The sequence below is a fragment of the Aureispira anguillae genome (assembly GCF_026000115.1).
Taxonomy (GTDB): Bacteria; Bacteroidota; Bacteroidia; order Chitinophagales; family Saprospiraceae; genus Aureispira; species Aureispira anguillae.
Map to the genome: position 1 here is coordinate 6992188 of NZ_AP026867.1, position 19582 is coordinate 7011769.

General features: G+C 36.2%; 13 protein-coding genes. 3 read left to right on the top strand and 10 right to left on the bottom strand.

Annotated features, from left to right (window positions below):
• The first annotated feature begins 92 nt into the window (after positions 1-92).
• Both AsAng_RS27200 and AsAng_RS27205 read left to right on the top strand, forming a co-directional pair.
• A complete protein-coding gene (locus AsAng_RS27200; RefSeq protein ID WP_264790297.1) occupies positions 93-962 on the top strand; it encodes a DUF3137 domain-containing protein in 870 nt (289 codons plus the stop codon).
• 36 nt (positions 963-998) lie between these two features.
• Positions 999-1718, top strand: a complete 720-nt coding sequence (locus AsAng_RS27205; protein WP_264790298.1) for a hypothetical protein — start codon at positions 999-1001, stop codon at positions 1716-1718.
• A 20-nt stretch (positions 1719-1738) separates the two neighbouring features.
• Here AsAng_RS27205 and AsAng_RS27210 read toward each other — a convergent pair whose 3' ends face one another.
• The 3 genes from AsAng_RS27210 to AsAng_RS27220 form a co-directional block, all read right to left on the bottom strand.
• The gene (locus AsAng_RS27210) at positions 1739-2458 is read right to left on the bottom strand and encodes a DUF2490 domain-containing protein (RefSeq protein WP_264790299.1); all 720 of its coding nucleotides are present in this window, start codon (positions 2456-2458) and stop codon (positions 1739-1741) included.
• 133 nt (positions 2459-2591) lie between these two features.
• The gene (locus AsAng_RS27215) at positions 2592-4322 is read right to left on the bottom strand and encodes a SulP family inorganic anion transporter (protein WP_264790300.1); all 1731 of its coding nucleotides are present in this window, start codon (positions 4320-4322) and stop codon (positions 2592-2594) included.
• A 204-nt stretch (positions 4323-4526) separates the two neighbouring features.
• The gene (locus AsAng_RS27220) at positions 4527-4895 is read right to left on the bottom strand and encodes a hypothetical protein (RefSeq protein WP_264790301.1); all 369 of its coding nucleotides are present in this window, start codon (positions 4893-4895) and stop codon (positions 4527-4529) included.
• 138 nt (positions 4896-5033) lie between these two features.
• On the opposite strand from AsAng_RS27220, the gene AsAng_RS27225 reads away from it, so the two are divergent.
• Positions 5034-5720: a Crp/Fnr family transcriptional regulator gene (locus AsAng_RS27225; protein ID WP_264790302.1), complete on the top strand. Its 687-nt coding sequence runs from the start codon at positions 5034-5036 to the stop codon at positions 5718-5720.
• Between the two features lie 18 nt (positions 5721-5738).
• Here AsAng_RS27225 and AsAng_RS27230 read toward each other — a convergent pair whose 3' ends face one another.
• The 7 genes from AsAng_RS27230 to AsAng_RS27260 form a co-directional block, all read right to left on the bottom strand.
• On the bottom strand, positions 5739-6338 hold the full coding sequence (locus AsAng_RS27230) for a hypothetical protein (protein ID WP_264790303.1): 600 nt from the start codon (positions 6336-6338) through the stop codon (positions 5739-5741).
• Complete coding sequence (locus AsAng_RS27235; protein WP_264790304.1) at positions 6335-6928, bottom strand: RNA polymerase sigma factor; 594 nt, start codon at positions 6926-6928, stop codon at positions 6335-6337. Before AsAng_RS27235 ends, AsAng_RS27230 begins: the two co-directional genes overlap by 4 nt.
• A gap of 101 nt (positions 6929-7029) precedes the next feature.
• Positions 7030-9441 (bottom strand): outer membrane beta-barrel family protein, encoded by a 2412-nt coding sequence (locus AsAng_RS27240; RefSeq protein ID WP_264790305.1) that lies wholly within the window; start codon positions 9439-9441, stop codon positions 7030-7032.
• A 57-nt stretch (positions 9442-9498) separates the two neighbouring features.
• Positions 9499-12150 (bottom strand): formylglycine-generating enzyme family protein, encoded by a 2652-nt coding sequence (locus AsAng_RS27245; protein ID WP_264790306.1) that lies wholly within the window; start codon positions 12148-12150, stop codon positions 9499-9501.
• A 179-nt stretch (positions 12151-12329) separates the two neighbouring features.
• A complete protein-coding gene (locus tag AsAng_RS27250; RefSeq protein WP_264790307.1) occupies positions 12330-14225 on the bottom strand; it encodes an alpha/beta fold hydrolase in 1896 nt (631 codons plus the stop codon).
• A gap of 613 nt (positions 14226-14838) precedes the next feature.
• On the bottom strand, positions 14839-15837 hold the full coding sequence (locus AsAng_RS27255) for a hypothetical protein (protein ID WP_264790308.1): 999 nt from the start codon (positions 15835-15837) through the stop codon (positions 14839-14841).
• Between the two features lie 396 nt (positions 15838-16233).
• The gene (locus AsAng_RS27260; protein ID WP_264790309.1) at positions 16234-19512 is read right to left on the bottom strand and encodes a CHAT domain-containing protein; all 3279 of its coding nucleotides are present in this window, start codon (positions 19510-19512) and stop codon (positions 16234-16236) included.
• Between the last annotated feature and the right edge of the window lie 70 nt (positions 19513-19582).

The window sequence follows — 19582 nt, forward strand, 5'->3', positions numbered from 1 at the left end:
GATTTTTTTTAGAATATATAAATTTCTAAATCAATACCGAATATAAAAAAGTGGAAGACCTAGGGAAATTTAGACGATTTTATAACGACCATATGCACAGCAAATTAGTGGTGTTTGAGCAAAAGCGAAAACGGCTGATTTTGTTGATGGCAATTGGTGTCCTATTGCTGATGTTAGCAACAATTTTTGTGCTAACTTTAGATATGTTTGCGCTTTCTATCTTTTTGTTTGTGCCTTGGTTTTTGCTCTTTCGGTTGTATCGGTATCAAGCTAATATTTTTACTTCAGGATTTAAGCCCATTGTGGTGCAATCTATCTTGGAATATATGGATTCTAGCCTGACGTATTATTATAAGGACTATATAAGCAAAGATACTTTTTTGCGCAGTGGTATTTTTCCAAAAGTTTCTGGTTTATTGTATTATGGCGAGGATTACATTATGGGAAAGATTGGAGAAATCTTTTTTGAAATGAGCGAATTGGAAATACATCATACCGACAAAATAAAAGCAAAACTAGAGCAAAAATTTAAAGGCGTATTTTTTCATGCTAACTTTAATACTTCTTTTAAAGGGCGCATTCTTATGATTCCAAGACCAGATTGGCAATTGTTTATTCCCGTCATGAAGGAGTATACTAAATACGGCGGATATGAATTGACCAATACAGGCAATGCACATTTTGACGATGAATTTTTGGTGTACTTGGATCGAGATGTTCATTATAAAGAAATACTAACCCCTGAATTAATTACAGCAATTAATCAGTACCATTTAAAAAGTGGTAAGAAAGTCTATGCTTCTTTTTACAACAGTCATTTTTATATGGCAATTGACGATCATCAAAATTTGCTAGAAGCCAGTGTTTTTCATTCTAATCTTAATTTTGAATTAATTGCGGCTTATTATCAAGAGTTGACTTTATTTACAGAAATTGTCAAGGATTTTGATATTACGCATTGATGTTTTAAAGAACTTCTTAATTTATGACAAATCTATATGATGCGAAATAACTTATTTCTGTTAATTATTCTATCGTTTCTTATTGCTTGTCAGAACGAAGTAGAACAACCTGTGCATACATCAAAAAAAATGGCAGCAGATAGTTTGGTTAATGCTCCAAGTCATAAGGCAATAGATAGCATGGTTCAAGCTATTAATCCCACCACAGCTTCACCTTCAAAGACAGACTCAATCAACTTAGCATATAAGCCCAGTCGCAATTCAAAGCAACTAAAACAATTGTTGGCGAATCCAATCGATTTGGTTGAATTCAAAAAGCATTGTGGAGCCAATAGTGGTGGCGTTAAACGCATTCCTAGCTGGTTTAGACCTAAAAAAAATGGTTTTTATTACCGCTATTTTGTTTTTACAGACTGTGGCTGCCGACCCCATGATTTAGAGATTGTTGTGTTTAAGTTTGGGAAAGATCCAGGGCGTTATCGAGATACCAATGAAGCATTAATCTCTGTGCGAGGAGATTGCCAAGCGGAACAGCTCAAGAAGCTAAACCTAGCAAAAAAGAAATGGGCTACGATTCAATCAATCTACGGCAACAACTATCTAGCAGAAAGAAACTATCGAATTTATGCAGATGGAGGAAACATACTTATCTTGAAGCTCTATGGCAAGGATAAAATTCAGTCCTTTTATTATGTCAAAACCAATCTAAAAAAGATTCAATCCATCCAAGATATTCCTAAAGAGTTGTTGAAATGAACATAACCCATTCCCTTTTCTTAATTTGTAGGTTTTTTTAATGGCTTTTTTAGATGGATATTGTAACTAAAGCTGAGCACAATATTATGGTTGTTTTCAAACCAAGAAGCATTGCGTTGAAAAGATTGATTCATATAGCCTAGTTGGATGTTTCCATGAGGATTAAAGGCATAACCTAGACCAATATAAATCCAATTTTGATTAAAAATAGGAGCCGTTGTCTGTGGCGAATTAATGTTCAAAAAGAGTTCATCAAATGCTTGTATAAACAATTTTGCCTGCTGATCCTTAAATGATTTTAACGTATAATTAAGGGTAAATCGATAACGAAATCGTTGTCGAAACTGAAAACCATCAATGTAATAACTTTGATTTGCATCTTGACCAATTCGCTGCACAAAACGATGTTCTATTCTATACCTATGTTTAAAAGACAGTTTCTCCAATTTATGTTTAAGCACAATTTGCTCCCAAATATTGTGTTCTAGGGTCGGCAAAGGGGCTGGAATCGTTCCATAAGGATCATTCAGCACAAATGAATAACCAATTGAACCAGTAATAAATTTGGCGAAGTCGTAGTTGAGTGCTGGACGTTCTATAATTTGTTCTGCTGAAAGCCCCCAATTGGCTCGCCTTAGATGAAATTCATTGCTCAAATAAAATTTATCGCTAAAATAAATTTTATTCACAACGGCTGCCCAGATCGCTTGATTTTTGGTTGTTATTGGCGTTTGACCCATTAATTTCGAGCTAACACCCCAGATAAGTAGAAAAGAAAAGAAAACGTAACGCATAAGATGGATTATATTAGAAATTGATATAGATTTTTAGACGGCCTAAATTTAGTTAAACTAAATGAAAACAGGTAAAAAGCTATGTAGTTGGTTGTCTCTGATGTTTGAGTGCTTCTTCAAATAAGTTATCAATGGCACCTTGTATGTGTTGACACTGATATTGGTCAGCGAGATAAATCATACATTCGTCTAAATTGCGAAAAACTTCTTTTTCTTGAATATAATGCGGAATAATGCCTACAATTCGCAACCGTTCTTCTACCTCTTGTTGAAGCCCCGTCAAATAAACATCCATTCCTTTGTCTTCAAGCATTATAATTGCTTCTTGCAAAACTAAGATTCCAGTTTCGTCCATAAACGGGACATGATCCAAATGCATAACAACGACTTCAACGCCTTCAATGCGTTCGGTTCTAGTCTTAAAATCGTCTGCAAAACCAAAAAATAGTGGTCCTTCTAAATGTTTGATATAAACATTTTGTGCCAATTCTTTGGGCAATCCTTTTTGTTGCAGAAAATCACCTAATAGCCCAAATTTGTTAGCTTTTAGAGCTGCATCCGACATTTTTTTCATGAAAATAATAAAGGCAATCATAGTTCCCAAAGCAACGGCATCTAAAAGGTTGTCAAAAACGGTTACTAATAGGGTAACAATTAAGATCAAGGCATCTGATTTTGGAACCTTAGGCAATAACTTAAGCCCTTTCACGTCAATAATGCCAATGCCAATCGTGACAAGGATTCCTGCTAAAACAGCCATAGGAATAAATTGTACATAATGTCCTAAGCCTAATACTATAATCAATAACGCAATCCCTTTAAAAATACCAGATAGATTGGTTTTACCTCCTGTTCGAATATTGGTAACAGTTCCCATGGTCGCCCCTGCACCAGGAATACCACCAAATAATGCAACCACCAAGTTGCCTAATCCTTGTCCCTTTAGTTCTTTATTGCCATCGTGTTTGGTTTTTGTCAAACTATCGGCAACCGTAGAGGTCAATAGGGTATCTATTGTTCCTAAAGCTGCTAGGGTAATAGCTGGCGCAAGAATCATAGATAAGTGTTGCCATTCTAATGAAAAGAGCGTTTCCAGTTGAAACGCTGGGATGCCAGAAGGAATTTCTCCAATTCTCGGAACTTCCATAGGAATTGCTATAGAAAGGAGTGTCATTCCTATCAATGCCAGTAGAATGCTCGGTAGTTTTTTATGGAGCAATGGAATAGTATAAATTAGGGCAATGGTACCCAAGCCTAGCAAAAGGGCATCCTTATTTAAATGAAGCATTGGGGTGTGAATATTACCTAATATATTTAACATTCCCTTGGGAGAAGCATGCCCCATTAGTGGAAATAATTGTAGAATGATAATGATCACTCCAATCCCTCCCATAAAGCCAGAAACCACAGGGTAGGGCATGAATTTAACCAGTTTAGCAAGCCCCATAAAGCCAAAAATAATTTGAAAGATGCCCGCTAGGACAAAGGTAGCCATAATAATAGGCGCAGCAGTTGTTAAATCGTTATTGACCGCCACTAAAGCACCAGAAACAACAGTTGCAGAAACAATTGTCATTGGACCCGTTGGGTCACTCAATAGTGTTTTGGTGCCACCGATAAAGGCCGCAATTATAGCTAAAATAATAGCAGTATAAAGTCCTGCTTCTGCGCCCAAACCTGATTGTATACCGAAGGCTAATCCCATTGGGAGTGCTATAATTGCGCCTGTCAAGCCTCCTAATAGATCACCTTTAAGATGACTAAAATCAAAGCTACCAAGGATTGTTTGTTGTTGTTTTACGTTGTTCATTTTTTTTCATATACAGTGACTGTATTGTTGGGTACAATACAAAATGATACCTCCCTCATGCTTAGTTGCTTAATGCAATGCATTGGTGAGGCAAATTTTATAGAAATATGAGATGGGAATACCGTAGACTATCGTACTACAGCTACAATTATATTGAATAAATCGCTGCTGCTATGTGATGCTTGGTACATTGGGTGAAAAGAATTAGCAATAGACCTTTAGGCAAGCAAATAAAATGTATAGGGGAACTTTGTGGAGTGGTACATAGGCTATAGAAGTGCTAGGAAAGATAGCAGTGCTGAGCCGTAAGGGCAATCGTACAGTATGCATTTGAATACCATCGTTCGGATTATGTTCAATGGATTGCTCTTGTTCTTCTATATTGTCTTCTTCACTATCTTCTTCCTCTATTGGAATGTCTCTTTTGTGATGTTCCTGATTAGGGGAATGAGTGGTGTTGAATAGGTTGAGTTCGACACTTGGTACAGTCGCTAGTGTTGCTTCTTGCTGAAATAAGGAGCAATTACTGACTAAGGTATAAAAAAAGATGATGTACCAAAAATGGAGCTTCATACTCAATAGGGAAAAGTTGAATAATAATCGAAATCAAAGGTAGAAGATAGAAGAGAAGAAAAGAATGGCAAAGGTTATATAAAAATGTGATTTTTGTTACATTTGTAATGTTTTTAATAAATGCTAAATTGTAATGTTTTGAATATTAGTAACCTAAGCTTTGAGAGTGATAAGATTTTATCTTCTTTGCCAGAAGAGGAGCGAGCTTATTTTTTAAGTTTTTCTAAGCAACTATTTTTTAAAAAGGGCAAATTAATTTTTTATCAAGATGGAATGCCAACAGGGGTTTTCTTAATTCAGAGCGGAAAAGCTAAGCTTTATAAAACAGGAATGTATGGTAAAGATCAAATATTTTATATCTATCGAGCAGGAGATTTATTTGGTTATCATGCGCTCTTGTGCAACGAAAATTATGAAGAATCTTGTGAAGTATTAGAGGACAGTACTGTTTTATTTGTCAATAAATATGACTTCCGATTTTTATTGCAAAAGATACCTCGCATTCAAGCTCTAATTATTCAAAACATTAGCCATGAATTTGGGGTTTTGGTCAATACCATCACCATTCTAGCGCAAAAAAATTTAAGAGAGCGATTAGCACTTTATTTGGTTATTCTCAAAGAACGCTATGAAGGTGAAAATGCCAAAAATAATCCAATTGTTTTGCCACGGGAAGATTTAGCAAATATCATAGGAACCACCCGTGAAAGTTTGGGGCGTTTGTTAAAAGAATTTAAAGAAGATCAACTCATTCGGGTTAATAAGCGAGCGATTGAGATTAGCAATTTAGAAAAACTACAAAAAATGGCGAATGTAAATCCGTAAAATAGTAGCCATTCCATCTTATTCTGTCCCCACTACAAAATCCATTAAAGCTCCCATTTCTTTCATAGATTTACTTTTAGCGTTTTCTTTGGCAAAAATTTGGCGGTCTTCCTTGTTTTGATAAAACTGATTTTTGTCAAGGATAGGAACATAGACCGTATCTGGGGGCGGAGCAGGAAGTTGGATTGTTTTTGTTTTATAAATAACCTTTTCTTGTAGGATGATTTTTTCCTGTACAACCGTATCGACTTGAGGAACATAAACAATTTCTTTTTGGATGGTTGTGTTCACAGTTATGGGGCGTAAACAATAAACACCAATGCCAACTAGAATAGCCAATATCGCAGCTTGATAAGCAGCAATTGGTTGCCCCAAATAACTCATCCAACGGCGTTGATGCTGCGCTTTAAATTGTGCTTGTAATGCGCTTAAATTGTTGTTGGGAGGAAAACTGGATGGCTCTGCAAAAATACGTTTGCTATTGAGCAGTACAGCACGTTGCTGTTGATACATTTCTATGCTCATCAACTGTTGTACAAATTGCTGCTCTTGGGGATTGAGTTCTTCAAAATTTTTGTGCAATAATAAATCTTCTAATGTTTCGTAATTATACTTCATAAGACTTCTTTATTTTGACGGTGTTGGGGATTAAAAATAGCTAAATGTTGGGCGAGTTGCTTGAGCGCATGGTGCAATCTTGATTTTACGGTTCCTTCTGGGCAATCAACAATTTGGCTGATTTGTTGAATAGATAGCTCTTCTTGGTAGCGCAATATAAAGCAAATTTTGTGCGCAGGTTTGAGTATTTCAATCGCATCTTTTAGGTGTTTATGAAATATTTTTTGGTCTAATTGCAATGGAATGGCAGGTATTGAGCTAGGGAGTTGTTCGTAATCTTCTAGTGTAAAAAAATGAATATTTTGACGGCGATATTCATTCTTACACATATTGGACGCAATGGTATAAATCCATGTAGAGAATTTTCGATTGACATCAAAAGCTTCTGGTTTCTCAATCAACTTAACAAACAAATCCTGTACAAAATCTTGCGATTTATTAGCGTCTTGTCCTAGCATACGAAAGAAATAGTAATACATCTTTTCGTAATAGCGATGATACAGCTCGTCAAAGGCTTTGGATTTTCCTTTGCTTATTTGCTGCATCAAGGCTTCATCATTAAGCTGTTGGTAATTGGTTCTGAAAAACATGTTAATTTATCTTCATTGTTTTAACGCTGACAAAGAGTCCGATACTTTACTTTTTTGTTCTAAATGAAACTACTATAAGCGATTACTCGTATACACAAGGTTTACTTGATTCGTCCTGTTTCAGAACGGTTAACAGAACGATCTTTTAGCCCCTTAGATTGTAATTTTCCAAAATTATAACTGATTGCCAAACGAATAGATCGAGTGTCGTAACGATTTTCATAATGTACATTAAATGCATTAACGAGGGATACGCCACTTTCTTTGTAAGAATATAGAATATCATTAACCGATAAGCGAATGGATAATTTATCGTCCAAAAACTTTCGTTCGATACTTGCTCCTAATTCGTAAAAAGGATTAAAGCTAAAATACCCCTCTGCACCCCCCGAAACATATTGAAAGGTTAGTTCCAAATTAAATACCTTTGGAATGCGAAACGCATTATAGCTGTAGATATAAAACATAGGGCGAGCATAATTTAGCAAGTCACTCCCTTTGTCATATTGCAAGATGGTATAACTAAAACCAAAGGAGTTATATGTTGTCCACCATTTATTTTCGTAAGGAAGATTTAGAGTAACATTAATTTGATCTACTTTTTCATAATTTTGAGTAATAATGTTAAAGCTATTGCCTTGCTTGTCAATAAAAATATCCATGTGATTGAAGGTACGAGCAAATTCAAATTCTAAAGAAGCCATTTCCATATACGTTAATGCCCATTCGGCAGAATGGGTATAAGCAGGGAGGAGATAGGGGTTGCCTCTTTCGGTAGAATATTGATCAATGAAATCAACAAATGGATTCAAATCGCTAAAAGTTGGACGTTGAATGCTGGTGGTATAATTAATAGACGTTGCCAAATCTTCTAGTATATTATAACTTAAGGAAGCGGTAGGGAAAACATGCCAATAGTTACGATGGAGTAGCTGTTGCCCGTTTACTTTAGAGAAGCCTTGCATGGTTGCCCATTCTGCTCGAATGCCTGCCTCCATAAACCATTTCTCATTTTCCCAATTGACCTGACTGTAAACACCAAGGATATTTTCATTGTAATTATACCCGTTACTATAGCTACTATCTGCCACCCATTTGCCTACTTTATCTTGCTCTAAAAAACGAATGTCACTATTGTTTAGAATAAAAGCATTCTTAATTCCTGTTTGAAAAAGCATTTTATTTTTGAACCCCTTGGTAAAATCAAGTTGGGCATTTAATATATTGATAAAGCTATTATTGCTGTTTTGATAAGCATTCTGTTGAGTATCAAGAGGCATTTGTTGAGTTTGGTCAATCTGATCCAATCCATTTCTAGTATAATTAGAATATTGTCCAGCAATAAAGAGCTCACTGTCTAAGGTGTCTAGATCTCGAATATAATTTAGGTTGACCGAATTGTTGAGCCCTTTGCGATTTCCTTTGGTATTGGCTACAATCTGATTAAAATCATGGTGATTGAGCGTAACCTTATTCTGATTGTGGATGTCAGATAAATAATTGCCAAAAGAGCCTCGATATTGTAGTCCAATAATACTAATAGAATCAGGGCGATAACCAATTTTGAAGCGATAAAAATGATGTTGGGGGGTGGTGTTGGTACTAGCAATATTGTTGTACATACGCATGGTATCGATTAGAGAAGTTGGGTATTCTCGGAAATAATTGTTGCTATACCAACTTTTTCGATAATTATAACCATAGCTAATTCCTAGTGACCATTTTTTCTTTCTATAATTAAAATTTAAATTACCAAAAGCACTAAAAAAACGCCTTTGTGTTAAACTGAGAAGAGCTCGAGCATTATAACCTTCTAAGTTTTGGCGAATGGTAATAATGTTAATAACGGCTCGCCCTGCGGCATCGTATCGTGCCGACGGGTTTTTGATGATTTCCACCTCTTTAATTTCGGTAGAAGGAATCATCTTTAATTCTTGAGCACTAACAGGCTGCCCATCCAATAATAAGATAGGGGAGCCTTTCCCAAATACCGTTACCTCATCTTTAGAATTAACAATAACCCTAGGAGAGCGATGCAGTACATCTAGTGCTGTTCCGCTGTTACTCAACATGGATTTTTCTACATTAACAATGACCTTTCCTCGCTCAGATTTGAAGGTAGGAACGGTCGCTTCTACTGTAACCGTTTTTAGATTGTTATTGGTACTTAATGTAAAACGACCAAGCTCTATGAGGTCTTTTTTTTCTGTTGTTTCGACGATAAAAATAGTATCAGAGTATCCTAAAGCAGTAAGTTGGACTAGAAACTTGGGCATTGACAAGCCCTCTAATTCAAATAGACCATCCATGATATAAGTGCCCTTGATTAAGCTAGAATCATTGGGGTGTAGAATCAATAAGTTACCAACCTCTATGGGCTGCTGTTGTTGGTCGGTTACCTGACCTTTAATGCTAAATAAAGTAGTTGTTTGAGCCTGTAACTCAGCATTGCTAAAAAGCAATGCCAAGTACAGTAGTACAGTATACTTATGGTTAAATTGTATTTGAATCATAAGGTGTTGATTGGGTTGTTTAGGTAAAACGGAAGTAGTTAAGTTGGATGGCGTTAATTATAGATTCGTTTCACAAATACATCTAAAGCCTAGCCATGGAGTTGCTGCATCATAAGAAATTTTGTTGCCAATCTTACTTTGATGCTTATTGTGATGCCAACTTCCCCCTTTGGCAATGCCTTTCTGATCGATCATTTCTGCTACATTTCCAATCATATTATAGTATCCTTTGGCGTTCGGCCAATAGCTATAAGCAGGAACTGTAACCATTGATTCTTTCATAGGGCTGCTTTCTGTAGAAGACCAATTTAGGTTGGCTTTTTTTTCTTTTTTTGCATTGATAAGACTTTCCATACCATAGGGAAATTGTTTTTTATCTAAGCCTCCCTTTGCGGCATATTCCCATTCTTTTTCTGTGGGCAGACGATACAAGACGGTACCAACTCGTTTGAGCGAATTGGGATTCAACAAAAGTATCTCATTTACTACTTTTGAACGCCACTGACAATAAGCTTTTGCCTGTTCATGACTAATGCCAACAGCAGGATAGTTAAAGTAAGCAGGATGGTTAAGGTATTTTAAAAAAGAAATACTATTGGGGAGGGAATTCACCCAAACACTGCTATCGGGGATGACCAACCTATAATTATCAGTATCGTTTTTTTCAACCCAATACATATACTCCAACCAATCCAAATTGGTTACCTCTGTTTCATCCATATAGAGTTTCCCTTGCAAATGTAAGGTGCCAGGAGGACCCATCATTCCTTTTCTTACATTGTTTTGATTGCCTTCTTCTATTACTTCCATAAAAACCCTAAATCCAATATAAGGTCGAGGTTTTTGATAGCTTTGTTTTGCCTGAATGGTGGAAATACTATAAGGATGTAACCAACTTCCTCCTTTGGCAACTCCTTTTTCTTGCACCATTTCGGCTACATTCCCAATGGTGTTATACAAACCATATTGATTGGGAAAGTAAGCATCAATATAAGTGGTAAAGAAAGCACCATCTAGAGCTGGAGAGGTTGCGTTTTTGCAATCATCGCAGGGTTCTTCATTGTTATTATTAAAATTAGCTAAAAAACACCCCTGTCTATTCTTAACAAATAAGCCTTTCCAAGGATACTTGTGTTGATATTGTTTAAAGATGGTATTGGTATCGGCATTGGGGCTAGAGGAAGAGGCCGCCAACATCCACTCTTCTTCCGTTGGCAATCTAAATTGAACTCGTTTAAATTTTTTCTTCTTGTGTTCAATGTTATTATAGACGGTTGTTAGCCAATCGCAAAAGGCAACGGCTGATTCATATCTGATGTTTTGGATAGGGGTATTTTTGTCGTTTGGAGCGCCATTTTTGAATAAAATATCATCACTAAGATTTTGGTGTTTAGTAGGCAAAAAACTTTTCCAATCACTATGGTAGGTTTTGTGTGCTTGCAATTGCTCAAATTCCTTTCGTTTGAGCAAGTCCGTTAAGAAGGCTTCGTACATTTCGTTGGAAACTTCGGTAGCACTAGCATATAAGTTTAGATTATAATCTAAAGGCATAAACCCCTCTTCAATTTCTCGATGGGAAATTTCTATCATTGGCTTAGAGTTTCTGTTTTTGAAACTTTTGTTGAGATAAGCCCTTAAATCATCTCCTTTTTGTGCGGCATCAGCAATTTTTAAGCTTAGGTTTTTGATGGTATTTGCTTTGCTCCATTCATTGTTTTCCTGATAATAGTCATATAGAATCAAAAAAGCAGGAAGGTAATTGACATTATTTTGATGAACGATGTCTTGGCTGATGTCGTCTAATAGGTTGGTATGTAGATAATCTAGCAAAAATTTGTTCTCATAATTGTTGGTTAAAGTCGTGATATTATTAAATGCTTCTGTAGTATGACGAAAAGCCAAACCAATAATATACAACTCTTCTTCGTACTCTTTTACTAGACCTTTGGGGACACTAACCCCAAGATACAGGGATTGTTGATGTATATTTTGGATTAAATGGCTTACAATGTCTGGTTTGTTATTGCTGACTAATGTGGGAATCCCCAAATGATTAAACATAGAGTTTCTATAATCAGATTGGGTCAACAAGTTTAGGTTTAATACCTGAACATCTTGACGTATGTTTTTACCATGTTGCAACAACCAAAGGGGATGCGTATGGTTGTCTCCAGCAGTTAATAGAACAGCGTTTTGATCTAAACCAATTAGGGCATTATAATTCCAATGGAGCATACCGCTCGAATACTCGCCAGAAACCAACCATTTTTTGCACAAGTCCATTACTTGTGAAGTAGCTCCCTTGGTTTCGTAATAGGAAATTAAATCAGCATAAGTTTCATAGCGCTTAGGAGCCAACTCGTAGGCTTTAATTAGCGCATTAATGTCTTGGGTAAGGGCGTATTGAGCAAAATTGGACTCGAAGGATTGAGGAATGGCTTTTTGTAGTGCTTCATTAATGCGTTCATAGCTAAAACGATCTACTTTCCCCTTTTCAAACAAGATTTTATAAGCCATGAAGTAGTTGAACCAAGCCTCTTTATTTTGAGCATTGGCATCTAACTCTTTTTTCCATAAGTCGGCTTGTTGATGATAATAATCGGCAGATAGATTTTGGCGAGTAATGCTATAAATCTTTTGAGGAATATTGCCTAGAATAAAGGAGGAGCAGATGCAATGAACGAGGATGATATATAAGATGCTTTTCATAGTCTTGACAGATGCATTTTAGGATCAATAAATTTCAAAATCGACACCTTATACACCTCAAGTCAATAGACGTTCATTTTTTTTCTGACTTTTTTTATTTTTTTTAATCAAGCAATTAGAAAATGGGATAATTTTTAAGTTACTCCATCTTCTAATTGCCCTATTTTTAACTGAATAAGTTATGGCAACTTGACAAAAGTTTGTATCATTTTGTCTTCACCATCTTGAACTTCTATAAAATAAGTGCCTTGCCCTAATTTTAATGAATTTAAGTCAATTTCTAGCTGATGCTGTCCTATTTCTTGAATGTTCTGTTGTTGAATTAAGCGACCATTCACATCATACAATGTTATTTGTGCTGCTTGTTTGTTTTCAAAACTAACTTGAAGCAAATCCTGAACTGGATTTGGAAAAACAGTTATGGAATGGAGCGTACTAGCAACGCCGTGGTTGGAAGCCGTATTATTTTTTTTGTTGACAACAAAACCAGTAACCAATGATTTTTGAAAATCAGGATGTTGTGCTTGAATAACCATGTTGTAAACGCCATTGGGTAAGGATTGGGGCAGATTTAGGGTGTACGCTCCCGTTTGGTCTAACTTAAATGTTTCAATGCTTGTTACTTCGTTTTCTAGCGCTTTTCCATTTAAATCGTTTTTGAGTGTGACAATGGCTTTAAGCGTCATTTGGGATAAATCATAAGCTGCTGCACGATTGATCTTTACCTTAAAGGTAGGAGTGGCTCCCAAGGCAAATTGATGCTCATTGTCATATTCTATTTCTACGCCTTGTGGGCTATTAACAATTGCAGCAAATGGATGATTGCTGACCAATTTGTATTTTCCAGCTTTTAATTGATGCAATGAAATTAAACTCGCTTTGCCATTGATTAGAGTAGAAGTTTGGTGCAGCGCATTAAGGTCGATGTTTACAGGCATTAGATCGCCATTGTCGGCTACTTTTTTGAGTTCAAACTGATCCATTGTTGCATTGTGTAAGATGGTCATTTCTAGTCCTCTAATATCTTTTTCAACGATAAAAAAACGATTGTCATCTTCTGAAGATAAGAATTGCAAATTACTAGAAATCGTTGAATGGTCTAGATGGGGAGCAGCCAAGGGAGCAGTGCTTCTTCTCAAGGAAGAAAGTGGAGCTGTAAATAAGGGCTCAATTTTGTCCCACATAATGCTAGAAAGCGCAATGTCAACATGGTCAATTTGGGAAGCAGGATTACCATAACCAGTTGTCCATTGTACTTTTCCTCTTCGGCGAGAAGAACTCCAATAGGGCGTTACGCCATCATTGCCTCCAGCAGCAGCACCAGATCCCATCCAGTTTAATAAAGCGCCACTGGTTGTCATAACAGGTCGCAAGATGGTAGCACCATTGTTGTAACCCCAAGCTCCAAAATTGATGAACTTTTGGGGTTGATTGCGAAAGCTCCAATCTAAGATTGGACGAGCATAGCCTCCCATATAATAGGTGGTAGAGGTAGAGGTGCCTCCGCCAAGACCAATCAAATTAACGACCCAACTAAAGCCAGGCATTTCTGCTAAATTAGCCAACTCAGTACCATAGAAAGGGGTTCCTAAGGAGATAACACGATCTACTTTGTGACGACGATTGTGTGTTATCATAGCTACCTCAGAGGCTTTGCCCCCATTACTATGTGCTACAATCACTACATTGTTGACGCCAAAGTGTTGGGTAATATCATCTAACATATCGGCTAATAATTCACCATTTTGCCACATTCCTTGCCCTCTGGTCATGGCAACAAATGCACAGTTTTGTTCTGCATCATAGGTGTTTTTATACATATTATTGCCTGGTGCAAACCAGAGGTTGTTAAGGTCTATAAAACCATGAACATAGACAATAACAGGTTTGTTTGGATCAACGGCATGAGGGCTTGCGCCATAATAAATTCCACTACCTGTAATGGGACCAACAAAAAGAGGAGATAAGGATTGTGGAGGAGGCAATTGGTAGGTGGTATAGTTTTGAGCATTAAGGGTGCTTGCCAGCACAGTACAACATATCCAAAAGGATAAGAGAATTTTTGGTAAGTACATTGATGATTAAATTTTGGTAGTTAATGTATGAATACTTCGTAAAGTTTGCCTCCAATCCATCAATTGAATACAATTTTCTGACGAAGTAAAAAGAGTATAATCAGTCTAGTAGGTTGTATACTAGCTTTTAATTCGCTCATTTTGAGAATATAGATTCTCTCACCAATTTCTGCGACCAGAAAAGGTGTTTAAATCCTATTATCAAATAAAATACATTAGTAAGTTGTCGTTTAACTTTTCTACTTGGTTGGAATAGGTCAACTATTCAACGATAAAGTAGCGTTGTTAAAAAACTTACACGCCTTGTTGTTTTTTACATTGCAGTGAAATGAAGAAAACAGTTGAACCCGATTGGTCTATTGCTTAATAATGGGCATAAAAAAGTAATTGGATTTAATCAAAAAGCCATTAAAAATGCCCAATGCTTAGCGCAAATGTGTTCAAATTATTGATAGTAATTTTAGAGAGGTTTGTTTGAGCGATCAATAATTTACCAGCGAAGTATTAAATATCGGCAACAATAATACAATAAAAAATTAAATTCTAAAAATAAATAATAAAATGATGTTTTATTGCGTCTGTTTTGGAGGGTAGGAGATACTATTTTGAAAGGTTATAGTTTTAAAATTCTTTTTAATAGACTCAATCGTTTTTGAATACGCTCAAATTCTGCTACTGTTAAGTTAAGGCGTTCGGTTTTCTTTTGTAACAAAGTATCGGCATCGTGATATTGTTTTTGGGCAGATTTGTGTTGAGTAATTGCTCTAGACATGCGTTCAAAAACGGCAAGAGTAGATTTTCCATCAGGTTGCTGTTTTAGTTCTTTTTTTATTTTGCTACCATCAGCCGTTAGATAGGCAATTTGCTTTTTTTCTTCAGGAGTTAATTGTTTACCTGCTTTAGATTTTTCGAATGTTTCATCAATTCGAGCATTAATCTTTTTTAGGCTTTCAATTGTCGTGCTGTATTGGCTATACTTTTTATTCAATTCTTTCTCGCCCAGTTCAATTTGATCGGCAGTAGCGGTTAGGTACTTGGTACTTGCTTTGAGCAATGCTGCCGCTCTGTTGTTGTCCGCTGTGAGTTTAGTGATGGAATCCTGAATCGTCATTTGTTTGCCCAACAACCAATAATATTCTACCTCTGTCCAATATTCATCTGCTAGGCTATTCCAGTTTTTAAAATCCAAGTATAAGGGACCTGATATATTGGTATCCGTAATGGTTTGAGTAGCAATGGTTATAACAGAATCTGTGCCTGCACTATCTAATGCCGTTAACATTGCCTTACCAAAGCTAATATGCCCTTTGAGTTTAGTATTAAATACAATTGAAGGAAATTCACCAAATACGATCGCTCGCTCATCGCCTGATTGTTCTACTAGAGTAGGGATGGTAATAGCAGCATCCTTTAGACTCAGAGTTATAGGGAGTTCTGTAGGCGTTTGGTAATTGGGAGGAGGAGAAAAAACAAAGACGGTTTTTAAGTAGCTATTTAATTTGATAATAGAACTGGAGTCTTTGGCATAAAAAATAGTAGAAGATGTTGTTTGTGCTTGGGAAGAATGGAGGGTAAGGAATAATAAGAAACCGATAAAGTAAAATCGTTGCATAATTGGCAAATATATTTAACTACATGAAAGGGTGCTGGGTCTATCCATCAATTACGGGAATATGTTTAAGGTCTGAAGACTATAAGGCAAACTTCAATCCGAAGTTGTTTAAAAATGGAATTTTGTTGATAATGAGTACTAATTTTTAGATAAACAAGGCAAAAATTTTCTTCATAGCAGTGCTATGAAGAAAATTTTTAACGCAGGATAGCTAGAAATTTGCTTTCATTAGCGATGCAAGGCTATTCTTAAAGAACTTCTCCATAATATCAAAAGATTATGTTAATAAAAGTAAAATAATGAAGAGATTTTTGATTTTTTGGATCAAAAAAACGATGTAAATGAAAGGAATAGCAATTTATAAGCTAAAATAGAATGATATTCCCTTTTTTTACATTAAGGAATGGGGCGCTTTTTCCAAACAATGGAAATTATCCCAATTAATAAAAGAAAAAGCCCTAGGTACCAAAAGAAATAAGTATCCTGCTCTTTTAGCATTTCGATAGGGGCAGGATTTCCAGAGAGTACAAAACCGCCCCAATAAAACGGAGCCAATAAATTTGCCTTTTCTCGATGTTCATCAAGGAAGGCCACCTTGGCTTGTTGCAATGCTTTGTCTTTGGGCATGCCTGCTTTTAAGTTTTTGTAGAACTGCTTCATTAGCAATTCTGTTGACCAATCGGATACCGACCATTTGCTCATAATAATATTGGGAACTCCTGCATATGAAAAACCCCTAGCGATGCTGACGACACCTTCTCCCTTTGTCAGTTGCCCCATTCCAGAATTGCAAGCACTCAAAACGGCTAAGTTTGCATTTAGGCGCATGTTATACAATTCAAATGCGTGCAAAATACCATCTTCTTTGCCTTGGTTTTTTAGAATCAAACTAGAGAACAGAGGATCTAAATCGTTTAGAACACCATGAGTAGCAATATGAAGAACACTGTAATATTGTGCCTGTTCTTTGAATTTAAGTTCGGAGGCATCAGCACCAAGATAGGCTATGCTTCCAAACATATTTGCGATTTGTTGAGCTTCTTGCTGCGCACCTGGTAGTGGGGGAAGGGTATCGCCAATTCCTTTTTTCTTTATGATAGCTTCCATCGTGTCAAAATTAGGAGCCCAAGTAGCAATAGTTCGGGGTGGGCTCGTTTGCTTTTGCTGTTTGTTGAGCAAAAACATACCCGCTGAATAGTTGTAACAAATGGGATGATCTTCGATTAAGAAATGGGTCTGGCTATAAATTAAGGCTCCCTTGCTTTTTAGCTTTGGTTGATTGGTCGGTAAGACCCCAAAAGGAATATAATTGAGTTCGGCATCTGCTGCAATAATCAATTTCTTGCCTTTGATAAAAGCAGCTAAATTTCCAATGGCATTTTGATACAAGGTATTTCCGTGAATCGCATAGAGGTCAGCTTTGTTGTTTCTCAATGCATGTTGTAGTTTTTTGATGGTATAAGGAAGAGAATGAGAAAGCTTGGTTAATTGGCTTTTGACCTTATTGGGACCAATGGCTAAAACATAAATAAAAGAATCGGTGACCACATATTCTAGAAAAACCTCATCAGGGCTTAGCTCTTTTTGCAAGTCTTCTAATTGGATGCTTTTGTTACTATATTTTAAGGCAAAGTATTTAGGGTAATTTCGCTCAAATTTTTTGAGTAGAAGCTCGTGTTCTTTTGATACTTCTGCAATTTTATTTTGCAAAGCTTCTATTCGTTTGGGTTTGGCTTTTTCTTCTTGTTGCAGTTCGTAAAATAGTTCTCCTTTTAGATAAGAAATTTGGACTTTAAGACCATTTTCCAAAACCATTGCATTCCGAGGAATCCCTGCTACCTCCATGGAATTTAAGTTATGAACCGTTTCAAATAAAACAGCACTTTTTGACAATTCTGCATAGGTAAAAGCCTGCGCTAAGTATTCTTTCTTTTTGGTTTTATTAAATAAGGTATTGCAGATAATTACAGCATGTTGACTGAGTTTGTGCGTAATATTCCCCAATTTAAAATTAGAACCATCATTGCGATGGGTTTTGCGCAATTTATAAAGCAATTCTGTCGCAATAGCATAGTGTGCTAAAACCTTCTTTAATTCTACTTCTGACGGATTACTGCGATTTTTTTCATATAAAATAATCCCTTTGGTAGTAATAGAGTTGAGTAATTCAAAGGGAAAAGGAATTTTGTTGATGTTATCCAATAAGGAACGATCAATTTTTATTTCGCTACCTACATGGCTATATTGTGCTTGGTTAATATAATGGAGTGCTTCAGAGTACAACTCATTGGCTAAGTAAATTTCGCTAAGAATGCGTTTAATTTCTACCACCTGTGGATGTTGTTGCTGGTCAGTCGTTTGAATAATCTGTAAGGTTGTCTCATAATAGCTTTGGGCAATGGGGTATTCGCCAGCTTCAAAATATAGGGCTCCGAGTGCCAGTTGTATTTCTATTCTTTTGTTGGCTTGTAAGGATAGAGGTAGTTGAGGAATAAGATGTTGGGCTTTTTTGTAATAGAGCAATGCTAGGTTAAAATCCACCGACTTATTGGCATGAGTAGCATGTGTAATTGCTTCTAATTCTTGCGTTTTTAGTTGTTGTTTCCAGTCTTTTTGTGCTTCTGTTGCTGTAATTTGATACCAAGATATATTATTGGTAGAAGCGGGTAGATGTTGTAAAATTTTTCCTTGATTTAGGCAGGTATTATAAAAATATACTAGGTCAGAATTGTGTTTTAAACCATCTTTCCATGCTAGTAGCGCATTGGTATTGTAATTGACAGCTAGGTTGTATTTATTTTGGCTAAGATAAATGGCTGCCAACATAGATGAAATACGAGGTGTTTTTGGGGTTTGGATTTGATCTTCTTGAATGGCCATCCTTGCTTTTTTGAGATAGGGAATAGCAGCTTCGTATTGCTTTTGTTCAAAAAAAGAAAGACCAATACCAAAATCAATTTCAATAGCGCTTAATTTTTTGTCTACAATATGTTTAGTTGCTTTTTCGATCGCTGCCATGTATTTTTTTGCCGCTTCATCGGTACTTAAAAGCATATCATTAAAATCCCATATTTGCTTAAGTGCTCTTTTCTTTTTGGGATAGCGAGGGTGGCGAACAATATTTATGTTTGTTTGTTGCTGTTGTTCATAAATCAAATCATTGTACTCTTCTACCAAAGCCAATAAATCTCTTTTTTTGACTTCTTTATCTTTTACCAACTGCACAATTTGCTCTTGGTCGGCAAAATAAGTTGTCATCTGTTTTCGAAATCGACCCAATCGAACTTTTGTTAAGATTCCATTGCGTTCTAAGAATAAATCGGTAGCAGTATAGAGGCGAACTTTGTTGGCGTATTCATAAACCTTTATGGTAGCATCGGGAGCCGATAGCAATTTCATAAAAACAAGTACCGATTTCTTTTTGTTAATCGGGTAGTATTTTGACACATAAACTGAATTGTCCTGAGCCCATTCAACTAACTCAGCAGGACGATAACGGCGAGTTGTGCCAGTTGGTGTTTTGAAGGTTACTTGGGCATGGTTAAGGCTAAGGTTAATTTGTTCAATCTTTCCATAAATTTTTGTGCTATCTATATCAATAATATAATCTGTTGAACTTTGCGCTGTATGTAAAAGGGGGATCAAAATAAAAACAACAATTATTAGATAATTCATAGGGTCACTGAAAATTATTAAAAGAAGGCACCAATTGATTATTGGCAATAAATAAAAAGTGGGACGGACG